At 66.8% G+C, this 21114-nt stretch carries 28 protein-coding genes; all 28 read left to right on the forward strand.

Annotated features, from left to right (window positions below; genetic code table 11):
• Window positions 1-7 precede the first annotated feature (7 nt).
• The 28 genes from EV687_RS11255 (at window position 8) to EV687_RS11390 (ending at window position 21110) form a co-directional block, all read left to right on the forward strand.
• The gene (locus EV687_RS11255; RefSeq protein WP_423201085.1) at window positions 8-406 is read left to right on the forward strand and encodes a hypothetical protein; all 399 of its coding nucleotides are present in this window, start codon (window positions 8-10) and stop codon (window positions 404-406) included.
• A 97-nt stretch (window positions 407-503) separates the two neighbouring features.
• A complete protein-coding gene (locus EV687_RS11260) occupies window positions 504-968 on the forward strand; it encodes a hypothetical protein (RefSeq protein ID WP_122228756.1) in 465 nt (154 codons plus the stop codon).
• 106 nt (window positions 969-1074) lie between these two features.
• Entirely contained in the window at window positions 1075-1770 is a 696-nt protein-coding gene (locus EV687_RS11265; RefSeq protein ID WP_122228754.1) for an Mce/MlaD family protein, read from the forward strand.
• Window positions 1771-1850: 80 nt separating this feature from the next.
• A complete protein-coding gene (locus tag EV687_RS11270) occupies window positions 1851-2567 on the forward strand; it encodes a DUF5983 family protein (protein ID WP_122228752.1) in 717 nt (238 codons plus the stop codon).
• A gap of 266 nt (window positions 2568-2833) precedes the next feature.
• The gene (locus EV687_RS19335; protein ID WP_122229011.1) at window positions 2834-3109 is read left to right on the forward strand and encodes a uridylate kinase; all 276 of its coding nucleotides are present in this window, start codon (window positions 2834-2836) and stop codon (window positions 3107-3109) included.
• A 291-nt stretch (window positions 3110-3400) separates the two neighbouring features.
• Window positions 3401-4210 carry a GTPase gene (locus tag EV687_RS11280; RefSeq protein WP_122228750.1) on the forward strand — a complete coding sequence of 270 codons (810 nt, stop codon included), beginning with the start codon at window positions 3401-3403 and terminating at the stop codon, window positions 4208-4210.
• A 58-nt stretch (window positions 4211-4268) separates the two neighbouring features.
• Window positions 4269-4634, forward strand: coding sequence for a DUF3085 domain-containing protein (locus EV687_RS11285; protein ID WP_122228749.1), 366 nt, complete (start codon window positions 4269-4271; stop codon window positions 4632-4634).
• A gap of 365 nt (window positions 4635-4999) precedes the next feature.
• Window positions 5000-5542, forward strand: a complete 543-nt coding sequence (locus EV687_RS11290) for an STY4534 family ICE replication protein (protein WP_122228747.1) — start codon at window positions 5000-5002, stop codon at window positions 5540-5542.
• Between the two features lie 117 nt (window positions 5543-5659).
• On the forward strand, window positions 5660-6274 hold the full coding sequence (locus EV687_RS11295; RefSeq protein WP_122228745.1) for a DUF3275 family protein: 615 nt from the start codon (window positions 5660-5662) through the stop codon (window positions 6272-6274).
• 91 nt (window positions 6275-6365) lie between these two features.
• A complete protein-coding gene (locus EV687_RS11300; protein ID WP_122228743.1) occupies window positions 6366-6713 on the forward strand; it encodes a hypothetical protein in 348 nt (115 codons plus the stop codon).
• Window positions 6714-6815: 102 nt separating this feature from the next.
• Window positions 6816-7214 (forward strand): hypothetical protein, encoded by a 399-nt coding sequence (locus tag EV687_RS11305; protein WP_122228741.1) that lies wholly within the window; start codon window positions 6816-6818, stop codon window positions 7212-7214.
• 16 nt (window positions 7215-7230) lie between these two features.
• Window positions 7231-7491, forward strand: a complete 261-nt coding sequence (locus EV687_RS11310) for a hypothetical protein (RefSeq protein ID WP_122228739.1) — start codon at window positions 7231-7233, stop codon at window positions 7489-7491.
• A 76-nt stretch (window positions 7492-7567) separates the two neighbouring features.
• Window positions 7568-8215 carry a hypothetical protein gene (locus EV687_RS11315; RefSeq protein ID WP_122229009.1) on the forward strand — a complete coding sequence of 216 codons (648 nt, stop codon included), beginning with the start codon at window positions 7568-7570 and terminating at the stop codon, window positions 8213-8215.
• Between the two features lie 53 nt (window positions 8216-8268).
• Window positions 8269-9390 (forward strand): DUF6094 domain-containing protein, encoded by a 1122-nt coding sequence (locus tag EV687_RS11320; protein ID WP_423201090.1) that lies wholly within the window; start codon window positions 8269-8271, stop codon window positions 9388-9390.
• 102 nt (window positions 9391-9492) lie between these two features.
• Entirely contained in the window at window positions 9493-9798 is a 306-nt protein-coding gene (locus EV687_RS11325; protein ID WP_122228735.1) for a hypothetical protein, read from the forward strand.
• A gap of 123 nt (window positions 9799-9921) precedes the next feature.
• Window positions 9922-10233 carry a hypothetical protein gene (locus tag EV687_RS11330; protein ID WP_122228733.1) on the forward strand — a complete coding sequence of 104 codons (312 nt, stop codon included), beginning with the start codon at window positions 9922-9924 and terminating at the stop codon, window positions 10231-10233.
• Between the two features lie 103 nt (window positions 10234-10336).
• Complete coding sequence (locus tag EV687_RS11335; protein ID WP_122229007.1) at window positions 10337-12616, forward strand: helicase-related protein; 2280 nt, start codon at window positions 10337-10339, stop codon at window positions 12614-12616.
• Window positions 12617-12909: 293 nt separating this feature from the next.
• Window positions 12910-13500, forward strand: a complete 591-nt coding sequence (gene pilL2 / locus EV687_RS11340; RefSeq protein WP_122228731.1) for a PFGI-1 class ICE element type IV pilus protein PilL2 — start codon at window positions 12910-12912, stop codon at window positions 13498-13500.
• Complete coding sequence (locus EV687_RS11345) at window positions 13497-14144, forward strand: hypothetical protein (RefSeq protein ID WP_122228729.1); 648 nt, start codon at window positions 13497-13499, stop codon at window positions 14142-14144. Before pilL2 ends, EV687_RS11345 begins: the two co-directional genes overlap by 4 nt.
• The gene (locus EV687_RS11350; RefSeq protein ID WP_122228727.1) at window positions 14144-14884 is read left to right on the forward strand and encodes a TIGR03759 family integrating conjugative element protein; all 741 of its coding nucleotides are present in this window, start codon (window positions 14144-14146) and stop codon (window positions 14882-14884) included. The genes EV687_RS11345 and EV687_RS11350 overlap by 1 nt, the downstream gene beginning before the upstream one ends.
• Complete coding sequence (locus tag EV687_RS11355) at window positions 14866-15447, forward strand: transglycosylase SLT domain-containing protein (protein WP_122228725.1); 582 nt, start codon at window positions 14866-14868, stop codon at window positions 15445-15447. Before EV687_RS11350 ends, EV687_RS11355 begins: the two co-directional genes overlap by 19 nt.
• Complete coding sequence (locus EV687_RS11360; RefSeq protein WP_122228723.1) at window positions 15444-16499, forward strand: phosphoadenosine phosphosulfate reductase domain-containing protein; 1056 nt, start codon at window positions 15444-15446, stop codon at window positions 16497-16499. Before EV687_RS11355 ends, EV687_RS11360 begins: the two co-directional genes overlap by 4 nt.
• On the forward strand, window positions 16496-17035 hold the full coding sequence (locus EV687_RS11365) for an integrating conjugative element protein (RefSeq protein ID WP_122228721.1): 540 nt from the start codon (window positions 16496-16498) through the stop codon (window positions 17033-17035). The genes EV687_RS11360 and EV687_RS11365 overlap by 4 nt, the downstream gene beginning before the upstream one ends.
• A 10-nt stretch (window positions 17036-17045) precedes the next feature.
• Entirely contained in the window at window positions 17046-19220 is a 2175-nt protein-coding gene (traD, locus tag EV687_RS11370; protein WP_122228719.1) for a type IV conjugative transfer system coupling protein TraD, read from the forward strand.
• Entirely contained in the window at window positions 19217-19966 is a 750-nt protein-coding gene (locus EV687_RS11375; protein WP_122228717.1) for a TIGR03747 family integrating conjugative element membrane protein, read from the forward strand. The genes traD and EV687_RS11375 overlap by 4 nt, the downstream gene beginning before the upstream one ends.
• Window positions 19967-20130: 164 nt before the next feature.
• Entirely contained in the window at window positions 20131-20496 is a 366-nt protein-coding gene (locus EV687_RS11380) for an integrative conjugative element protein, RAQPRD family (protein WP_122228715.1), read from the forward strand.
• A complete protein-coding gene (locus EV687_RS11385) occupies window positions 20493-20726 on the forward strand; it encodes a TIGR03758 family integrating conjugative element protein (RefSeq protein WP_122228713.1) in 234 nt (77 codons plus the stop codon). The genes EV687_RS11380 and EV687_RS11385 overlap by 4 nt, the downstream gene beginning before the upstream one ends.
• A gap of 78 nt (window positions 20727-20804) precedes the next feature.
• Window positions 20805-21110 carry a TIGR03745 family integrating conjugative element membrane protein gene (locus EV687_RS11390; protein WP_242612647.1) on the forward strand — a complete coding sequence of 102 codons (306 nt, stop codon included), beginning with the start codon at window positions 20805-20807 and terminating at the stop codon, window positions 21108-21110.
• Window positions 21111-21114 lie beyond the last annotated feature (4 nt).

Below are 21114 nucleotides of genomic sequence, written 5' to 3' on the forward strand. Positions count from 1 at the left end.
CACTGTCATGAACCTGTCTGTTTCTATTCCCCCCGAAGTCATCGACCAGATCGCGATGGAAGACCGGCACTTCGCCGCAGCGCCCGAGGCCTTCTTCCAAGCCTGGAAGCGCGGTGCGGAAATCGCCGGCGTCGAGTGGTTCGGCGACGGCACACGCGAAGGCCTGCAGCGTGCCACCAGCAAGTGGGATCTGCGGCCCAACATGCTGCTGCTCAACGACGCCCTGGGTGTCCTGAGCAGCGGTCAGCGGATGTTCCTCTCCGCGATGGTCAGCTTCTACAACTCCCGCGAAGGCGGCGCGATGCTCAAGCGTTGCGGCTTCGAGGGGCTGTCCGACTTCGGCGGCCTCGACCTGCAGCGGCGCAAGGTCATCGCCGACCTCACGCTCAACTACAACGGCTGGTAAGCCAACGCCTGGCATACCTCCCGACTTTCCTTTCCACCCCTAGAGGGACATGCGTCCCGACCGGGGCCATGTCCCTCCTTTTTTTCCAGGAGCGAACATGACCCGACCTGCATCCCTGGCCGTCGTCCTCGAAGGCGGCCTCGTACAAGCCCTCCTGGTCCAGGACTGGCCTGCACATGTCCCGCTGCCATGCATCGCCGTGGTGGACTACGACACCGAAGGCGCCGACGACGACGAGATCACGCACTTCCTGATCGGCGGGAAGCCGGAGGAGGCGGTCTGTCGCAGCGACGTACCGGAGGTGTACGAACACCTCACCGACGCGCTGTCCCCGCTGGCCGTCCTGACGGCACTGGGTGACCCGCCGCCGGATGACGACGGCGAACCGCCGCTCGCGCTCGCGCAGAGCGTCCGCCAGAGCATCCTCGACCTCGACGCTCGCATCAATCAGTCCGAGCAGCCGCCCACCGGCGACGACTACAACCACTTGTACGTCCTCGCGAACTGCGGCCTGATCGATGTCCTCAAGGCACTGGGAGACCCCACCGATTTCGGTGAGTGATCCAGCGCCTTTCCACCTGCCCGACGTCATCCGGCGTCGGGTTTTTCCCCTGCGGATGCCATGTCCGCACGGGCTGGCTCCGCTTCATCCTATCCGGAGCCAACCCATGGCAAACAACTACTACGACGCTACCGGTGTGCTCGTGCTCGACCGGGTAACCCCGGTCATCCGAGCGCTCTTCGGCGGCTTCAACCTCGACGAGACCTATCCCGGCGACGGCAAGGTCTACATCGCGCGCATTTCCGAGAGCAACGACCCGCAATGGGACGACCTGCTTGAAACCCTCACGGATCTGGCCGAGCAACTGGACCTTGCCTCACAGGCCACCGACGACGAACCGCCCACGGTCGCATCGGTCTTGAGAGCGCTGTCGCGGCATTTCGGCACCGACAACAGCGAAGCGCTGAACCAGCTTATCGACAACGACCCGTTCGATGGCCCGGCGGATCTCGATGCGCTGTTCCTCATCGCCACGCATTTCGACGACGGCCACAACCTGGTCGAACTGCACATGCAAGGCTGCTGGCATTGCAGCAAGCCCCGCCTGTTCGAGTTCGGCGGGGATGGCTGCTTTCTCAGCCGGGAACTCAGCCTGTTCAGCGCATCCGAGCATGTTCTGTATCTGGGGGTCGACCTGCGCAAGGCGCTCCTGGCCAATGACATCCAGACCAGTGCCACCCAGATCGCCCAGGAAACACTCGACCTGCTCTGCGCCATCAGCGACGACCAGTTGCGCAAGCAATTGCATCGACGCGTCATCTGGCACCTGATCGAAAGCCTCTCCGACCACAGCGCGGAGTAACTCGCTACCACTTCATCCACCCGCCGGGGTTCAATCCCCCGCAGGGGATTGGCTCGGCCATCCTCTGCTGGAGAAATCCCATGTCGAAACCTGAAAATCCTTTCGCCCGTGGCTACCACGATTTCGAGATCCGGCGCGTTGTCGTCATCAGCTACGACGACCGCCATCCTCAGACCTTCCTGCCGCTGCATCCGTCCCAAGCTCATCTTACCGACGACAAGGTGGCATTCCAGGCATGCGTCTTCAATGACGACTTTGCGCTGATCACCGAAGGGCAGAGCGTGGCATCCGAACTCGACGCGCTTTGCGGCGGCAGCGGAACGGTCCAGGCCGTGTTTCACAGCGTCTACGGTCGAACCGTCGAGCGCGGCTTCATCCACGTCGGCGACAGCTACACCTTGGAGGCCGCACAGGAAGTGGTGCGCAATCTGCGATTCGAGACCGGCTTCTACAGCCGGTGCTGGGAGATCAGTTCCGCCCACGTCACCGAGGAGGCCAGCCGCTACCTGGCCGAACTGGCCGACCTCGCGACGCCGACCCGCTTCTTGTTCATCGCGTTCCGGATTCCGTACAGCCCGGCGATCGGCGTCAAGCTGTACTGCACGCCGTGGACGGACGAGAACCTGCAGATGGTCGACGGCACGACCGCCGAGCGCCTGCGGCAGGAGCATCGCAAGAAGGGCATGCCCGAGTGCCTCGTCGAGGTACTTCACCTGGCCGCGCTCGCCGACGTGCGCATGCTGGTGTTCGACGCCGATGCGCCGGTGCTGGACGGCTTGCCGCTGTACGACTGGTAGTCCCCGCGCTCTCCGGAGCATCCACCGTTCTTGCGGATCGGCCACCCGCGAGGAGCGCCGATCCGCTCTTGTTCAGGAGTATCCCCATGTTCCACTCACAGCCGACACCCGGCTCGCACGATGCCGGTCGCATGTCCCCTCCCAACCAGGCCTTGAACGCGCTGCTGATACGCCTGGGAAGCACCGTCCGCGACCTGTGCCAGCGCCAGGTCGACAAGCATCGGTCTCTCGACAACCTTGACCTACCCAGCATCGTCGATCACCTCCTGCGCGATCATGGTGCAGAGACGGACTTCGATCAGCAACTCATCGCCTGCATCAACGCCATGTGCCAGAACGATGCCATGGGCCAGACCCTGGCGTTCCTGCGCAATGACGGCAAGCTGCACATGCGCCACATCAACACACTGGATCTTCTAGGCCCCGGCCTCGATCGCTACGAGATGGTGTTGTTCGATGGCGGCAACAGTCACGGTGACCGCTGGAAGCATGTGTTCTTCCCGGCCCAGCGCATGCACTACTTCGTCTACGAGGATCTCTGACCCTTCCCACTGCCCCTCCACAGAGGGGCTTTTTTTGGCTGCGTGAAACCAATACGGGAACGGGCGGATTCGATTTGCGCCAGACACTGAGGCCATCGCCTCGCCATTCTGGCGGCATGTTCGCTGGCGTTGCCGGCAGCATGCCCAGGCAGTCGAGACCTTCAAGACTGTGGCGCGGGTCTCCGTGCCGGTTGTTTGTCCTCGTCGGACGCATACCGCGTCCATTCACCCCCCAAGGGATCTTCCTCCCTTGTGGGCGGGAGTCCCTTGCATTTCTTCAAGGAGTCTCCCATGGACCGTACCGCTATTCGCAACCAGATGGCCACGCTCGTTGCGGGTCACGTCCCGCGCAACGTGCGTTCGTTCAAGTTCCGCTTATTCGACAGCCAGCCGCAGGAATCCACCCTCGGATTCGTGATCGATCCCAAGCCTTTCGACGGCAAGGTGGTGGCGATGACCGATGACGCCATCGTTCTCAAGACCTCTCGTGCCGAGTTCGCGGTGCTGGACCGCGACCTGGTGACCGTCGTCCCCGACGAAGGCGCCAAGGTGCACGTCCAGCCCTACGCACGGCGCCGCTTCGACGGCCTGCGTGCGGACACCCCGGAAGAGCGCACCGAGTACACCTCCGATGGCAAGCCGTACACCATCCAGACGCACATCCTCGGTTCGGCACCGGCCAAGCTGCCCATCCCCGAACCCAAGTGCCCCGAACTGCACGACCTGATCCAGCAACTGGAGGAACTGCCGGCGCCCGACCGCTTCCGGAAGATCACCCACATGCTGGTCGATGCCGGGGCCAAGGACTTCAGCTGGGTCGATCCGGCACCGGCCAAGATCATCGAGACGCCTCCGGCGATCAGCTTCTCCGTCTCCACGACGAAGTTCGAGGGTCGGGTCACCGTGCTCTACGACCGTGCCGGCGACGTGTATGTGATCGAACTGCATCAAGGCAATGAACTCATCGAGCGCATCGACGAGGTGTACTTCGACAGCCTCGGCGAGGTGCTGGCGCGTCGTATCGACGACGGTCGCTGGCGCCAGATCCAGGTGACCGTCCTGGAGCAGGCCAAACGCACGCGCAAAGCCCTCTCGGCGTGATCCGCCGGGCTGCGGCTTTCGCGGCCTTCCTTCCATCCAATCTTGAGGAGATTTCTCCATGTCCCTGCGATTCAAGGGGGTCGATCTGCGCCCGGTGTTAGCCGAAGCAGTTGCCAACCAGTGCCGCGTCGTCCTCGCCAAGGACCAAGGCGCCTACTTCCTCGCCGAGCGCGGTGAGCGCCTTCCCGGCGGACGCCAGAAGCTGATCGCCTACGCGGTCGGCTGCAACCCCGACGTCGATCCGTTCGACGACTGGTGGGCGCTGGTGAACGCCGAACTGGGCGGCGATGATTTCGGGGAGTTCTTCGACATACAGGACGGCGTATTCGCCCGCATCCTGCACAGCGAAGACGACCTGGAGTTGTCCGCCACCGAGACGCACCTGTCCCTGCAGGCGGTCCCGGCCATCTCCAGCGCACGGTAGCGCCTGCCACCTCCATCCAGCCCCCGCTCGCGGGGGCTTTTCTTTGGGGGCGCGGGCAGTGCGTGCATTCGGGAAAAAGGGAGGGCACCGGATGCCGATTCATCGCTGCCTGTCGTTCGCCACCGTGCCACGCTGCTGCCATGTTCCGCTGATCTCGGTCAGCGACATGCCCAGGTAGCCGGATCTTCAAGGCTACGGCGCGGTTCCGACCGCGTTGATCATCCCAGTTCGCACCGGCATCCATGCGCGAACGCCCATCGGCAACGATGGTGATGCCACAAGCGTTCCTTCAACCCGCGCGGGGGTTCCACACCTCCCCGCCAGGGTCGGGTGTGTCTCCGCATCTTTGTCATCTGGAGATCATCATGACCACGTCCACCGAAAAAACCTACTTCGACCTGCACATCACCGGCTTCGGCTACCTCAATCGCATCCGCGAGGTGAAGCCCAAGAAGGGGTCCCCCTTCCTGGCCTGCGACATCGCAGCACTCAACGGTCCCAGCGACGACGTGTCCTACGTGCGTTTCGACACCCGCGTTTCCGGCAACGAAGCGCAGCACCTGGTCCGCCGCTGCGAGGACGCCGTCAAGGCCGAAAAGAAGGTCCTGATCGGCTTCCGCCTGGGCGACCTCTGGGCCGACGTCTTCACCTACACCAAGGGGAAGCGCGTCGGCGAACAAGGGGTGAGCTTCAAGGCCCGCCTGCTGTTCATCTCTTGGATCAAGGTCGATGGCGAGCTCGTCTACAAGGCCGAGCCCAAGCCGACCGACTCCGACGAACGCGAGAGCGACGTTTCGGCCCCCTCCGAAGCGCCGGCCCCGCAGGAAGCTCCGGCCCAGGCGTCCCCCGCGCCGGCCGCTGAAGCCCCCGTCGAGGCCCCCGAACTGGCGGCCGCCGAGTCGTTCTGACCCGCTGATCCACAAGGCCCCGTTCTCCGGGGCCTTGTTCTTCTCCCCGCAGCCATCCGCCACCGGCCATTCGCGCCGATGGCGGACGGCTGTTCCTTTATCCGCAGGAGCCCACCCATGATCACCCTCCCAGGCCAGTTGGCCATCAAGACCATCCACGGCAGGAACGGCGACTTCAACGTCGGCCGCCTCGCCACCTCCATCGGCGAGTTCGTCGTGAAGAACGCCGAACTCGACCAGTACGACGAAGGCAAGTACGAGGGCGATTTCGTCATCGCCGAGATCCGGCCGTCCACGTACCACGCCAACGGCCGCATGGTCATCGAAATCCGCGCCTTGCTGGGCGGAATGACCTTGTCCAACGTCGATGCCCTGAGCGGGGACGAAGCCCGGCAGTTGAGCCCGCAGGAAGTCGACCCGATCGACGAAGAAGCGCAGGCCCCCGCGCCGGCCAAGGCCAAGGCACCGGCCAAGGCGAAGTCCCGCGGCCCGCGTGATCCGCTGGTCGATACCACGCCCTTCGGCAGCGCCACCACAGCCCCCGTCACCTCCGAGGCTTCGGCCGAGGCGGACGACGCGGCGCTGTTCGGCACGCTCTGGCCGCTGGACGAGATCGTCAAGCTCGATGCCACCGTCGATCGCCGCGTCCTGCGTCAGCAGCGCGACCGTCTCGGCATGCTGGGCTACACCTTCGAGCCCTTGTCCCAGGACTGGCATCTCGCCAAGGCCTGATCCACCCGTCGCTTCGGCGACGTTCCACCGCCCGCCGGGGTTCTTCCCTGCGGGGGAGGACTCCGGCTACTTCTTACTGGAGGCTTCCATCATGTCCATGATCGCTTGCGATACCCCTTCACACCCCATCGGGGATCCCCGTTCCGCGCTGGATGAACCCGCGTGGCAGGCTGTCTGCAAGACAGCTGCCGAGCACGCCCAGCGTGGTTGCGGCCTCGCCTGGGAGCACTGGGTCACGCTTTTCAGCTCGGAGATCGACATGCAAGTCAGTCGGTTGCCGGAAGACCAGCGCGCTCATGCCCTGGAAATCGCAGCCCAGGAATGGGACTACGCAACGCCTGCCGAGCGGCAGGAAACCCAGGACTGGCTTGCCGAAAACGGCTGCTGCTCCCACGGCATCACCTTGGGCTGCTGCCCGGCCGGTTGCGGCTCGTACTGAGAACCGGAACCTGGCTCCATCGTCGCTCAGGCGGCATTTCACCACCCGCCGGGGTTCTGCCCCGATGGGGAAGCTCCGGCTCCTTTTCTTCAGGAGACCCTCATGGGCTGGTTTTTCTCACCGCAATCCCGATCCGAGCTGATCGCGGAACTGATCCAACCGCAGGAAACCGAACGCGCCAGCGTCAAGGTCGTTGCCCACGCGCTGCGCGGCAACGTCCTGTGGTCCGTCGCCGAAGTCACCGCCAAGGTGGAAGGCGTGCATCGGAATCTCGCCCCCGGCCAGTCCCTTCGCTACATCCGCTGCGATCTTCTGGAACGCAGCGGCGGCGAATGGGGCTACAAGCCGATGGAGGAGGCCATGCACCCGTACTACTACTCGTGCCCGGCGTCCTATCTCGACATGGCACCGGAGCAGTCCCGCGAATGGCGCGAGGGCGTGCGTGCGTTCCACGCGCGTCGGCGAACGCCCACGATGCCGGCAACGGTGCTTGTGGCTTGAGCCTGGGAGAGACGATATGGATCCGATCCTGACTTCGCTCCCGCCCTCGTCGCTCGCTTACGTCGAGGTGCAGCTATCCAACGACGAGGTGTCTTCCGATGAGGAGATGCTCGACTACTTCGTCGCCAACGGCCTCACCGAGGAGCAGGCACGGCGGGCACTGACCTACCGCGGCCTTTACCTCAACAACATCTACCTGGACGGCTTCACACCGATCACTGCGGCAGACGAGCCCCTTCACTTCAACCCGTACACCCGGCAGTTCGAGCCGGACTGAGCGGTTCCTTCTCCACCCCACGGGGCAGCACTGGCCCCAGCGGGCGGTGCTGTTCCCCTTCACCGAGGACATCACCATGCCTGCCGAATCATCCAAGACGCTGTACCGCATCGACGAATGCCCGGATCTGATGGCCGACGCCTGCGTCGGCGACGACCAGGGCAACCTGATCTTCCTGTCCATATGGGCGCGCGACACCGCCGTCCAGGAGTTCCTCGCTCGCCTGACCCTCGGGCGCGACGAGCAGGGACTGGACCAGTTCCACATCATCACCCCGGAGGGTGGCTCGCTGCCGCTGTTCGTCGGCAATGTCGAACGCCTGGAGAAGCGCACCACACGCGCCTACCGGCGCACGCTGTTCGGGTCGCTTTCCAACGTGTGGCTGTTCGACAAGCGCTGCGTGCGGCCGGACAAGGCCAACGCCAGCGCACTGGCGCTGCTGCCCCGCGACTCCACGCACCGGCTCGACCGGTTGTGGACGCTGGTGCAGGACACCTGCCCATTGCCTTTGCTCGACCACTGGCGCGCGACCGTGCTGGAACTGTTGCAGACCCGCCAGATGCTGGCTGGCCTTCCGTTCGCCCTCGGGCCGCTGGAAGGCCACCGGCTCGCCATCGACGTGCCGGCGCTGACCCAGGCGCTGGGTTCTCTGATCCGCAGTGACGTGCTGACCGCCTATCCCTATCCGGCCAGGATTTGGACGCCGGAAGCGGTAGCGGCTTGACCCTCCCGCGGAAGTACGCCCCGGCGTGCTTCCGCTTTTTCATCCCCGCCAACCTGGAGATTTCAATGGCCCTCATGTTTCCGCGGCTTGCCCGCAACTTCGTGAAGAACGGGTACTTCCCCACGGATGAACCCACACTCGAAAGAGCCCTCAACGCACTGGCGCCGGCAAACGGCCCCATGTGCATCCTCGATCCCTGCGCCGGCGAAGGCGTGGCGATCGCCGAAGCCGCCCATGCCCTCGGGCGCGAGCAGGCCAAGGCCTTCGCGGTCGAGTACGACGCCGAGCGGGCACGCCATGCCCGCAACCTGGTCGATTACTGCATCCACGGCGACCTCATGGACACGCTGATCTCCCGCCAGACCTTCGGCCTGCTGTGGTTGAACCCGCCCTATGGCGACCTGAGCAAGGACGTCAACGGCAACATCGGCTACCAGGGCCAGGGCCGTGCCCGGCTGGAGAAGTTGTTCTACCAACGCAGCTTGCCGCTGCTGCAATACGGCGGCGTGCTGGTCTTCATCGTGCCGTCCTACGTGCTCGATGCCGAACTCGTCGGTTGGCTCACCCGGCACTTCGCCGAACTGCGCATCTACCAAGCGGTGGACAGGCAGTTCCGGCAGGTGGTGATTTTCGGTCGGCGCATTCGCCAGCGCGACCAGGCATCGGAAGCGGTCAAGGCTACGCGCGGTCTGCTGTTGCAGATCGGGCAAGGCGAGACGCAAGCCGAGGAACTGCCGAATGAATGGCCGTTCCTGCCGTACACCGTCCCCGCGGCGCAAGCCGAGCCGGAGCACTTCTACCGCGTGACGATGGAGCCGGAGCAGTTCGCCGATGAAGTCGGCCGGCTGCAAGGGCTCTGGCCGTCGCTGGACACGCACCTGGGCACCGCGCAGAAAGCGCTGCGGCCTCCGGCGCGTGCGTTGTCGCACTGGCATCTCGCCCTGGCCCTGGCCGCGGGCGCGATCTCCGGCGTGGTGCGTTCCAAGAGCGGCCGCGTACTGGTCGTCAAAGGGGACACCCACAAGGAGAAGACCCTCCAGACGGAATACACCGAGCGCGACGATGGCTCCGTGGCCGAGACCCGCATCCTCACCGACAAGTTCGTGCCCGTCATCCGCGCCTGGGACATGACCCCCGACTCGTCCACGCGAGGCGAGGTGCTGACCATCCGCTGATCGCGGTTCATCCACGACGGCTCGCCGTCGATTCCATCCACCCAACGGGGTCACTGCCCCGATGGGGGCGTGGCCCGATCCATCCCCACAGGAATAGATCCCATGGCCAACGACGTTCGTGACCGCTATCGCAGGCGTCTGCTGTTCCCGATCGGGGCGTTGATTTTCAGCGAAGGCATCGACCATCTGATGCGTGAAGGCCGGCTCGACCCGATGCCGTACTTCCAGCGCCACACGCAGGGCGACTGGGGCGATATCCCGGATGAGCAGTGGCAGCAGAACAACGCTGCGCTGACGTCCGGCGAGCGCCTCGACTCGCTCTACATCGTCACCCGCGAGTTGAACATCCGCGTCATCACCGAAGCCGATCGCAGCGCGACCCGCATCGTGCTGCCGTCCGAGGACTGACCTCGGGACGGTAGCCGCTTCCTCCAGACGGGCCGCCAGCGCCTGTTCCGTACTCATCCACCCAACGGGGTTCCGTCACCCCGCCGGGGTGCCGTGGCCCCTTCATTCTCCAAGGAGCACACCATGGCAACCCAAGCATCTCCCGTCACCCAGACCCCGACCCGGCGCTTCTCGCCCGGCCAGACGGTCATGACCCTCGGCGTTGACGAACTGGTCCGTCAGGGCCGGCTCAACCCGGCGCCGTACCTGCGCCGCCACCTCGGCGGCGACTGGGGCGACCTTGACGACAGCGACCGGCGCCAGAACGACGCCGCGTTGAAGTCCGGCGAGGATCGCCTGTTCTCGTCCTACCAGGTCGCGCCCGACCTGAAGCTCTGGATCATCACCGAGCGGGACCGCAGCGTCACGACGCTGCTGCTGCCCAGCGAGTACTGATCCTCTCCACGCACGGCGGCCACGCCGCTCTTCTCTTCCCACACCGGGGCATGCCATCGCCCCGTGGGGGTGGTGCATGCCCCATTTCATTTGGAGCATCACCATGTCCCTCGATCTCGAAGCCACCGCCGCGCAGATAGCACCTGCCCAGGGCGATCTGCTCGACGCGGATGCGTCCCTTCTCACCCTGAGCCTTCAGGATTTCGTCACCGAGTTCGGTGACGAGCTGCTCGATTCCCTCAACCGCGCCAACCCGCCGGTCTACACCGGTACACCGAAGGCGCAACGTCAGCTTCTCCTGGCCGGCCTCAAGCGCCAGTTGTTCCCGGCGCAAGCCAACGTGGTCCACGCCGCCGCCGAGTTGCTGGTCGATCGCGGCGAACGCGCCGCCATCGTCAACGGCGAGATGGGGTGCGGCAAGACGACCGTCGGTATCGCCACGGCCGCCGTTCTCAACGCCGAGGGCTACCGTCGCACCCTGGTTCTTTCGCCTCCGCACCTTGTCTACAAGTGGCGGCGCGAGATCCAGGAGACGGTGGCCGGCGCTAAGGTCTGGGTGCTCAACGGCCCGGATACGCTGGTCAAGCTCATCAAGCTGCGCGAGCAGTTGGGTGTGCAGCCCACGGGTCAGGAGTTCTTCGTCCTGGGCCGCGTCAGGATGCGGATGGGGTTCCACTGGAAGCCGGTCTTCACCCATCGGCGCACCCGCCACGGCGAGGTGGGCGCATGCCCGGACTGCGGGCATGTCATCACCGACCTGGACGGCGAGCCGGTCAACCCGATCGAACTCGAAGCCGAGGAGTACCGCCGCAAGTGCAGCCATTGCGCCGCACCGCTGTGGACGCTGATCCGTCCGAGGGGCTTGTCCGCCAGCGACCAGTCTTCCTCCGTGCTCAAGGCGCTGAAGCGTATCCCGACCATCGGCGAAGTCACCGCGCAGAAGCTGATGCAGAAGTTCGGCGACGCCTTTCTCGCCTCGATGCTCGGCGACAACATCCACGAGTTCATCAACCTCATGGATGGCGACGGCGAACTGGTCTTCTCGGACCGCCAGGCGCACCGGATGGAACGGGCCATGGCGAACATGGAGTTCGGGTTCGGCGAGGGCGGCTACCAACCCTCGGAGTTCATCAAGAGATACCTGCCCCAAGGCACGTTCGACCTGCTCATCGCCGACGAGGCTCACGAGTACAAGAACGGCGGATCCGCACAGGGCCAGGCCATGGGCGTGCTGGCGGCGAAGTCGCGCAAGACCTTGCTGCTCACCGGCACGCTGATGGGCGGCTACGGCGACGATCTTTTTTATCTGCTGTTCCGCGCCCTGCCTGGGCGAATGATCGAAGACGGCTACCGGCCGACCAAGGCCGGCAGCATGACCTCGGCCGCGATGGCGTTCATGCGCGATCACGGGGTGTTGAAGGACATCTACTCCGAGAGCACCGGCACCGCGCACAAGACCGCGAAGGGCACGAAGGTCAGTGTCAGAACGGTCAAGGCGCCGGGGTTCGGCCCGAAAGGGGTGCTGCGTTGCATCCTGCCGTTCACGATCTTCCTCAAGCTGCGAGACATCGGTGGCAACGTCCTGCCGCCGTATGACGAGGAGTTCCGCGAGGTGGCGATGGATCCGGCGCAAGCCACGGCCTATCGCGACCTCTCCGGGCGGCTGACGGCCGAGTTGCGCCAGGCGCTGGCGCGGCGCGACACGACCCTTCTCGGCGTGGTCCTCAACGTGCTGCTGGCATGGCCGGATTGCTGCTTCCGCTCGGAAGTGGTGACGCACCCACGCACGCGCAACACCCTGGCATTCGTCCCGGCTCAGTTCAACGAGCTGGAGCTGATGCCCAAAGAGCGCGAACTGATCGAGATCTGCAAGCAGGAGAAGGCGGAAGGTCGCAAGACCCTGGTCTATTCGGTCTACACCGGCACGCGGGACACGACGTCGCGGCTCAAGGTGCTGCTGGAGCAGGAAGGTCTGAAGGTGGCGGTCTTGCGCGCGAGCGTGGAGGCCTCCCGCCGGGAGGACTGGATTGCCGAGCAGCTCGATCGCGGCATCGATGTGCTCATCACCAACCCCGAGCTCGTCAAGACGGGGTTGGATTTGCTGGAGTTCCCGACCATCGTGTTCATGCAGAGCGGCTACAACGTCTACAGCCTGCAACAGGCGGCCAGGCGTTCGTGGCGCATCGGTCAGAAGCATCGGGTGCGCGTGATCTACCTGGGCTACGCCAACTCCTCGCAGATGACCTGCCTCGGGCTGATGGCCAAGAAGATCATGGTCTCGCAGTCCACCTCGGGCGACGTGCCCGAGTCCGGGCTGGACGTCCTGAACCAGGACGGTGATTCGGTCGAAGTGGCGCTGGCCCGGCAACTGGTCGCCGCCTGATCTCTACCCAGCCCTGCGCGGCGGCCCCTCACGGGCCGCCGCTTTTTTTTCCGCGCTCGCACTGCGAGCCACACCTCGCATAACCACCGTCACCGAACAACCGCGCCCTTGTGGGCCTGCCTGATCACGAGCGGGCTGGACGCTCCGCCCCGACATTCGCTGCTCGACCACGCCACGACCTCGGGGGACGTGCGTTCCAGGGAAAAGCGGGTGCGGTGCAAAGCCCATTCTCGGCTGACCCAAGCAATCGACGCAGCGATCGTGTGGCCTGAACACTTTCAGGAGTCCGGTCGATGCCGCTGCCTTTCCGCCCCGCGCCGCTGGCCACGTTGCGATTGGCCGTGTGCTGCCTCACCGTCGGCCTGCTGGGCACGGGCTGTGCGACGACCTCGCCCAAGGACGTGCGGATCGATCTCGGCGAGGCGCCGGCCGTCGTGCCGGAACCTGACTTCGAGGCCGTGCCGGTCGTGCGCTACGGGCGCTACACCCTTGTGGAACTCGTTCCCGATAGCGCGCAACGCGATCTGCTGCTCCAGATCGTCGATGTCTCGATCCCCGACACCCCGCACGCGACCGTTGGCGATGCGCTGACCTACGTCCTGCTCCGCTCGGGCTACCGCGCCTGCAGTGGCGGCGGCGCGTCCGTGTTCCGGAGCATGCCTTTGCCGGCCGCCCACTACCGCCTCGGCCCGCTGATGCTGCGCGACGCGCTGCTGACGCTGGCCGGGCCGGCCTGGGATCTGCAGGTGGACGACGGCGCGCGCCAGGTCTGCTTCGTCCAGGCCGTCCCGCCCGTGCCCTTCATCGACCCACCATCGCCCTCGGCGCCGGCCGGCGAGCCGGTGGTCGAGGTGTTCCCGATCCCGTCGGAGGGCCAGCCATGAACACGGTGCCGCGAGCGGGTGCTCGCCCGACCTTGATGCGCGCGGCCGCGCTGACCTGGCTGGTGCTCATCAGCGCAGCGACGGTGGTCAACCACGTCGCGCTGTCGCGCCTGGCCGAACAGACGGCCGACGCGCCCCACGCATCGCGCGTGCTGTCGCTGGAGGAACGCCTGTCCGGGCTGGAGCAGCAGATCCAGCAACAGGGCCAGCAGCCGCCCGCGCTGGCTCAGGCGCAGTACGCCGCCGATCGCCAGCGATTGGAACAGCGTCTTGCCGCGATCGAACAGGCCGTGGGCGAGCGGTTGCCGCTCGAAGGCCTGCAGCCGCTCGAAGCCCGCATCGCCAAGTTGGAGGCGCGGCAGGAACGCGCGCGGACCGCTCCCGCCGCGGCCTCGCGGCCGCGTGCGCCACAGGCATCGGCGCCCAAGCCCACGGAACCGCCGTTCACGGTGACGGCCCTGGAACTGCGCGGCGGCGAGCGGTTCGTTTCGATCCTGCCGACCGGTGCGGCGGCGGTCGGCCAGGCGCGCCTGCTGCGCACGGGCGAATCGGAGGCCGGTTGGCTGCTTGAGGCCATCGATGGCCGTGTCGCGGTGTTCCGCAACGGCAGCGAGGTTCGGCGCCTGGCGCCGTCGAGGGACTGATGAAGCCCGCCGTCCTCACACTTTTCATGGTCGCCGGCCTTGCGACCTGGGGCGCTCCACAGGCGATCGCGCAGAACCCCCGCAGCGCGATGCCGACCGAGAGTCCCAGCCAGCAACGGCCGGCGGCCACCACCCACAGCGAGGAGCAACTGGCGCGCGACTGGGGACTGCGCGCGGAGGAGTGGGCCCGCTACCAGCAACTGATGCAGGGTCCGCTCGGCATCTCGTCCCCCAACCTCGATCCCTTGACCGCGTTGGGCATCGAGGCGCGGTCGGATGAAGAGCGCCGCCGCTACGCCGAGCTGCAGGTGCAAGCCGAAGCACGCCGCGTCGAGAAACTGCTGGCGTACCAGCGCGCCTATGACGCGGCGTGGCAGCAGTTCAACCCGACCCTGCGGCGCGTCACGCTGCCCGGCGCCAGCGCGGCCGCGGCGCCCGGCGTTCCGCAGGGCTCGGGGCGCACGGCGGTGTTCGTCAAGGACGCCTGCACGACCTGCGACCAGACCGTGAGGCAGTTGCAGGCCTCCGGCGCGGAGTTCGACATCTACGTCGTCGGCAGCCGGGCCGACGACACGCGCATCCGCGAATGGGCGCGTCGCGTCCAGATCGATCCCGCCCGGGTGCGCAACGGACGCATCACCCTCAACCACGACGGTGGCCGTTGGCTGTCCATCGGCCTGCAGGGCGACCTGCCCGCCGTCGTGCGACAGGTCGACGGGCAATGGCTGCGCCAGCCCTGATCCTGGCGCGCGTCGCGCTGCTGCTCTTCGGCGCCACGCTTGCCGGCATCGCTTCGGCACAGGAAGTTCCGCCGCCGGCCTATCAGCTCGCCGCCCAGTGCGCCGGCATTCCCTCGACCGTGTTGTATGCCGTCGCGCTGCAAGAGAGCGGCGCCAGGATCAACGGCAGGCTGGTGCCCTGGCCCTGGAGCCTGAACGTGGCCGGCGCGTCGCGCCGTTACGCCAGTCGCGCCGAAGCCTGCGCCGGACTGCGCAGCGCCCTGCGCGACGTGCCGCCGACCCGCATCGATGCCGGCCTGGGACAGATCAACCTCGGCTACCAGAAGCATCGCTATCGCCAGCCCTGCGACCTGCTCGACCCCTACGACAACCTGCGCATCGCCGCCGAAATCCTGCGTGAGCAGCACAGCCCCGGCGAAGACTGGCTGCTCGCCATCGGCCGCTACCACCGGCCAGCCGGCGGCGCACCGGCCGCGCGCTACCGCCGCAGTGTCGATCAGCACCTCGCGCGCGTGCTCGGCCGCGGCCGGCTGGATGCCGACACCCGTAGGGCACTGCCATGACGGCGGCCCGGCACGCCGGCCCGGCGCCGACGGGCACGCAGACGCAGCACCTGGTCAGCGTGAGCGGGGGCAAGGATTCGACCGCCACCTACCTGCTCGCGCTCGAATCGGGCCGGCCGTACCGCGCCGTCTTCGCGGACACGGGGAACGAGCACGAACTGACCTACGAATACGTCGCCCGCCTGCATGAGCGCACCGGCGGGCCGAAGGTCGAGACCGTCAGGGCCGATTTCACGCGACAGCTCGCCGTCCATCGCGAGTACGTGCTGCGCGAATGGCCGAAGCAAGGCATCGACGATGAGATCGTGCAGGAGGCGGCGCGACTCCACACGCCCACCGGCAATCCGTATCTCGACCTGTGCATCAGCAAAGGCCGGTTTCCGTCGCGGATGGCCCAGTTCTGCACGGGCGAGCTCAAGGAAATCCCGATCACGACGCAGATCGTCGGGCCGATGCTCAAGCGTGGCCGGGTGCTGCAATGGCTGGGCGTGCGCGCCGAAGAGAGCGCGCACCGTGCGCGCCAGCCCCGGTTCAATCGCCACGAGTCCGGATCCGTGCTTTGGCGGCCGATCTTCCGCTGGAGCGTCGAGGACGTGTGGGCGCAGCACCGCCGTCATGGCCTGCGCCCGAACCCGCTGTACGCCATCGGCATGCGGCGCGTCGGCTGCCTGCCGTGCATCAACTGCAGGAAGGACGAGCTGCGCCGCATCGCGGATCGCTTCCCCGCGCACATCGACCGCATCCGGCGGTGGGAGAACGTGGTGTCGGCGGCCAACAAGCGCCGCTCGGCCACCTTCTTCCCCGCGGTCACCGATCCGACGGACGCCGACCGTCCCGGCACCTACTCGCGCATCGACACCCTGGTGGCGTGGAGCCGCACGACCCACGGCGGCAGGCAGTTCGCCCTGTTCTTCGACGAGCAGCCGGGCGGCGGATGCACCTCCGACCTCGGCCTGTGCGAGACGGCGCCACACGACCCGGAAACCGCGGCTGCCAGCGCCTGCACAGCGCCGGCATCGGCCACCCAACCCGCCCTGGAGGAGTCCCCATGACGCGCCGCTGCTTCCGCTTCCCGTTGTATGGCCTGGTGTCGCTTCTTGCGATGCCGGCGGCGCTCGCGCAGTCGCCTCCGCTGATCGTCGTGGACGACCATGGCGGCGCGTCCGCGCTGCCGTACTACGAAGCCCTCGATCTCCAGCCGCGCCGCGATCAGGCGCCACCGCGCATCGAGGTGCCGCGTGCGCCGTCCGGGCGTTCGGCCGAGGCCGCCATGCTCCCGGTGCGCTCGCCGACGCTTTCGCCCGGCGACGTGTCCCGCCGGGTGATCCAGGCGCCCGGGCTGAAGCCGCTGTTCCTGATCGGCGACGACGACCGCTCGCGCGCCTGGCTGCAACAGCGCGCCGCGATCCTGCGCGATCTCGGCGCGGTGGGCATCGTGGTCAACGTGGAATCGGCCGCCGCGCTCGACGCGCTGCGCCGTGCGGCGGCTGGCCTGACGCTGGTGCCGGCGCCCGGCGACGACCTGGCCCGGCGCCTGGACCTGCGTCATTACCCGGTGCTCGTGACCTCCACGGGCATCGAGCAGTGAAACGCCGGCCATGGCGCAGCCGCACACGATCGAGGTGCTGCTACGGCCAGCCGTGGAGCTATATACCGTTGCCGTGTGCGCGGCCGCCGCGCTTCTGTGCATGGTGGCACCGTGGTCGCTCGCGCTGAATCCGCTGCTCGGCTTCGGTAGCGCGCTGGCCTTCGCCGCGTTCGGCGCGGTCCGCTTCCGCGACGCCATAGTCATCCTGCGCTACCGGCGCAACATCCGCCGGCTGCCGCGCTACGTGATGACGAGCCGCGACGTGCCCGTCAGCCAGCAGCGGCTTTTCATCGGCCGGGGCTTTCTCTGGGAGCAGCGGCACACGCACCGCCTGGTCCAGACGTACAGGCCGGAGTTCCGCCGCTATGTCGAGCCCACACCGGCCTACCGCGCGGCCCGCCGGCTGGAGGAACGGCTGGAGTTCGCGCCGTTCCCGCTGTCGCGCCTGGCCAGGCTCACGGCCTGGGACATCCCGCTCAATCCGGTGCGCCCGCTGCCGCCGGTCGGCGGGATGCCGCGCCTGCACGGCATCGAGCCGGACGAAGCCGATGTCTCCCTGCCGCTGATCGAACGGGTGGGCCACACGCTGGTGCTGGGCACCACGCGCGTGGGCAAGACACGCCTCGCCGAGTTGCTCATCACGCAGGACATCCGCCGCAAGGTCAATGGCGAGCACGAGGTCGTGATCGTCCTGGATCCCAAGGGCGACGCGGATCTGCTCAAGCGCATGTACGTCGAGGCCAAGCGCGCGGGCCGCGAAGGGGAGTTCTATGTCTTCCACCTCGGCTGGCCGGACGTGTCGGCGCGCTACAACGCGGTCGGTCGCTTCGGTCGCGTCAGCGAGGTCGCCACCCGCGTCGCAGGCCAACTCTCCGGCGAGGGCAACAGCGCCGCGTTTCGCGAGTTCGCATGGCGCTTCGTCAACATCATTGCGCGCGCCCTGGTCGAGCTGGGCATGCGGCCCGACTACATGCTGATCCAGCGGCATGTGGTGAACATCGACGCGCTGTTCATGGAATACGCGCAGCATCATTTCGCGCAGCACGACCCCAAGGCCTGGGAGGTGATCGTGCAGCTCGAAGCCAGGATCAACGACAAGAACATCCCCCGCAACATGATCGGACGCGAGCGCCGGGTGGTCGCGCTCGAGCAGTACCTCTCCCAAGTGCGCGTGTACGACCCCGTGCTCGATGGCTTGCGCAGCGCCGTCCGGTACGACCGCACGTACTTCGACAAGATCGTTGCATCGTTGCTGCCGCTGCTGGAGAAGCTGACGACCGGCAAGATCGCGCAGCTGCTGGCACCCGACTACGCTGACCTGAACGACCCGCGTCCGATCTTCGACTGGATGCAGATCATCCGGAAGCGGGCGATCGTCTACGTGGGCCTCGACGCGCTGTCCGACACGGACGTGGCCGCGGCCGTCGGCAACTCGATGTTCGCCGATCTCGTCTCCGTGGCAGGACACATCTACAAGTTCGGCATCGACGACGGGCTGCCCAAGCACATGGCCGGCAAGCCGCTGCCGATCAATGTCCATGCGGACGAGTTCAACGAGCTCATGGGCGCGGAGTTCGTGCCCCTGATCAACAAGGGCGGCGGCGCGGGCATGCAGGTGACCGCCTACACGCAGACCCTGAGCGACATCGAAGCGCGCATCGGCAACCGGGCAAAGGCCGGCCAGGTGATCGGCAACTTCAACAATTTGATCATGCTGCGCGTGCGCGAGACGGCGACCGCGGAACTGCTCACCAGGCAGTTGCCCAAGGTGGAGGTCTACACCACCACCGTGGTGAGCGGCGCGACCGACAGTTCCGACATCCACGGCCCGACGGACTTCACCAGCAATACGCAGGACCGCATCAGCACCCAGAGCGTGCCGCTGATCGAGCCATCGCACGTCGTCGCGTTGCCGAAGGGCCAGGCGTTCGCGCTGCTGCAGGGCGGCAACCTCTGGAAAATCCGCATGCCGCTGCCGGCACCCGATGCCGACGAGGTGATGCCCGAGAACCTGCAGCAACTGGCCGGCTATATGCGCCGGAACTACGCCGACGCCGGCGACTGGTGGGAGGACCACGGCTTGCCCGGCCTGCAGAACCAGTCCCTGCCCGACGATCTGCTCGAAGGGTTCCGGCAGGCCTCGGAAGCCGAGTCCAGTGGCGACGGCGACGAGGCCCGGCCGTGAAGGACCCAGCCAACACCGCCCAGCGCCAGCAGACCCAGAAGCGCGGGCTGCTCGCGAACCTCGTCACCTTGCCGCTGCGGCTGCTCGGCGTGCTGATCGGCTCGCTGCTGCTGTCGATCGTCATCGAGTGCATCGGCATGCACCTGTTCTGGCCGGACCAGGGCTGGCGCCACTCGCAAAGCATGTTGCAGTACGAGCTGGACCAGCTATCGAGCTACTTCACGCGCAGCGCCCTCGTGCAGGAGCCCGGCCGCACCGCGCACTGGCTCGTCGATACCGCCTACCAGTGGATCTTCGTGAAGACCGGACTGCTCGACTGGATGAGCAACGCCTCGGCCCAGGCGCGCGCACCGAGCCACGAAGCGGCCAGGGACTTCCGCTACTACCTGAGCCAGGTCTATGTCTGGACCGAGAGCTACCTGATCGCCGCGGCGTTCACCACGCTGACCTTCATCGTCAGGCTGCTGGTGCTGTTCCTGACGCTCCCGCTGTTCCTGATGAGCACCTTCGTCGGCTTCGTCGACGGGCTGGTGCGGCGCGACGTCCGGAAGTTCGGCGCGGGCCGGGAGTCCGGATTCATCTACCACCGCGCCAAGGCCTCGCTCATGCCGCTAGTGGTGCTGCCGTGGATCGCCTACCTGGCCTTGCCTATCAGCTTGCATCCACTGCTGATCCTCCTGCCGAGCGCCGCGCTGCTCGGCGCGGCGGTCTGCATCGCCGCCAGCACCTTCAAGAAGTACCTGTAGCGCCTCCTTTGGATCCCGGAGTCAGCCATACCTGACCGGCGCCCGCGTTCGACCTCGAACGGCAACAACGCGGTCGTCTCGTGTTGCGCATTCATAGCGGCGCGATCGGCAGCGCGCCGAGAGCATGTGGCCATTCCTCGTGATTCGCGGTTTGGCACATGCCGATGTCCTTCTCTCCCTCCACCGACTGGCGCTGCATCTTCGGGTTCCTCCTGGCGCTGTGCCTGTGCCTGGGCATTCCGGCTCCGGCCCGCGCCGATGACGCGACGCCCGAGCGCGCCCGTCTCGCAGCCGTGCTGCGTCACGTGGATGCGATCGACCGGCTGGTGGAGGAGGCCGGGGTCTCGCGCGAAGAGCGCGCCCGCTACCACTTCGACTACGCCCGCCTCACGGCCGACCTGGCGCGCATGCGCGCCGGCATCGGCGACTACCTGAGCCCGCCCCGCGCGCAGCCGCGCGATCCGGCCGAGCTGCTCGGCGACTACCGCCAGCCCACGCCGACGCCGCGCGTGCCGGAGGCCGCGCCATGAACGCCGCGCAGATCAGCGCCTTCCAGGCGAACGGCGGGTTCGCGCCCGCAGCCGTGTCGGTCGTGCTGGTCGGTGCCGTGTTCGCCGTCCTGCTGGTCTGGGGCGTGTGGGCCATGCGCACCGCCTACACCGGCTGGGCCGAGCAACGCCTTTCCCAACGTCAGTTCCTGGGCGTCGTGGTGCGCTTCATCGCCATGTACCTGGTGCTGACCTTCTTCCTGCTCTCGTAACTCGCAAAGGTCGCCATCATGAACCCGCTCGCCCGTCTCTTCCGTTCGCCCCGCGCTGCGCGCCTGGCCGCGCTGCCGATGCTGTTCGCAGTCGCTCCGCTGGTCCAGGCCCAGGGCCTGCCCACGATCGAAGACCCGTCCCGCGGCACGGGCTCGGGCATCATGGACACGCTGCGCAACTACGGCTACGACATCGTGCTGCTGATCGCGTTGCTGGTCGTGGCCTCCATGTTCGTGGGCGTCTGCTACCACGCCTACACGCGCTATGCCGAGATCCACACCGGCCGCGCCACGTGGGGCCAGTTCGGCCTGACGGTCGCCGTCGGTGCCATCCTGCTGGTCGTCGGCATCTGGCTGCTGACCGAAGCCACCGGCATCCTCTGAAGGC

The sequence above is a fragment of the Corticibacter populi genome (genome assembly GCF_004217315.1).
Classification (GTDB): domain Bacteria; phylum Pseudomonadota; class Gammaproteobacteria; order Burkholderiales; family Burkholderiaceae_C; genus Lampropedia; species Lampropedia populi.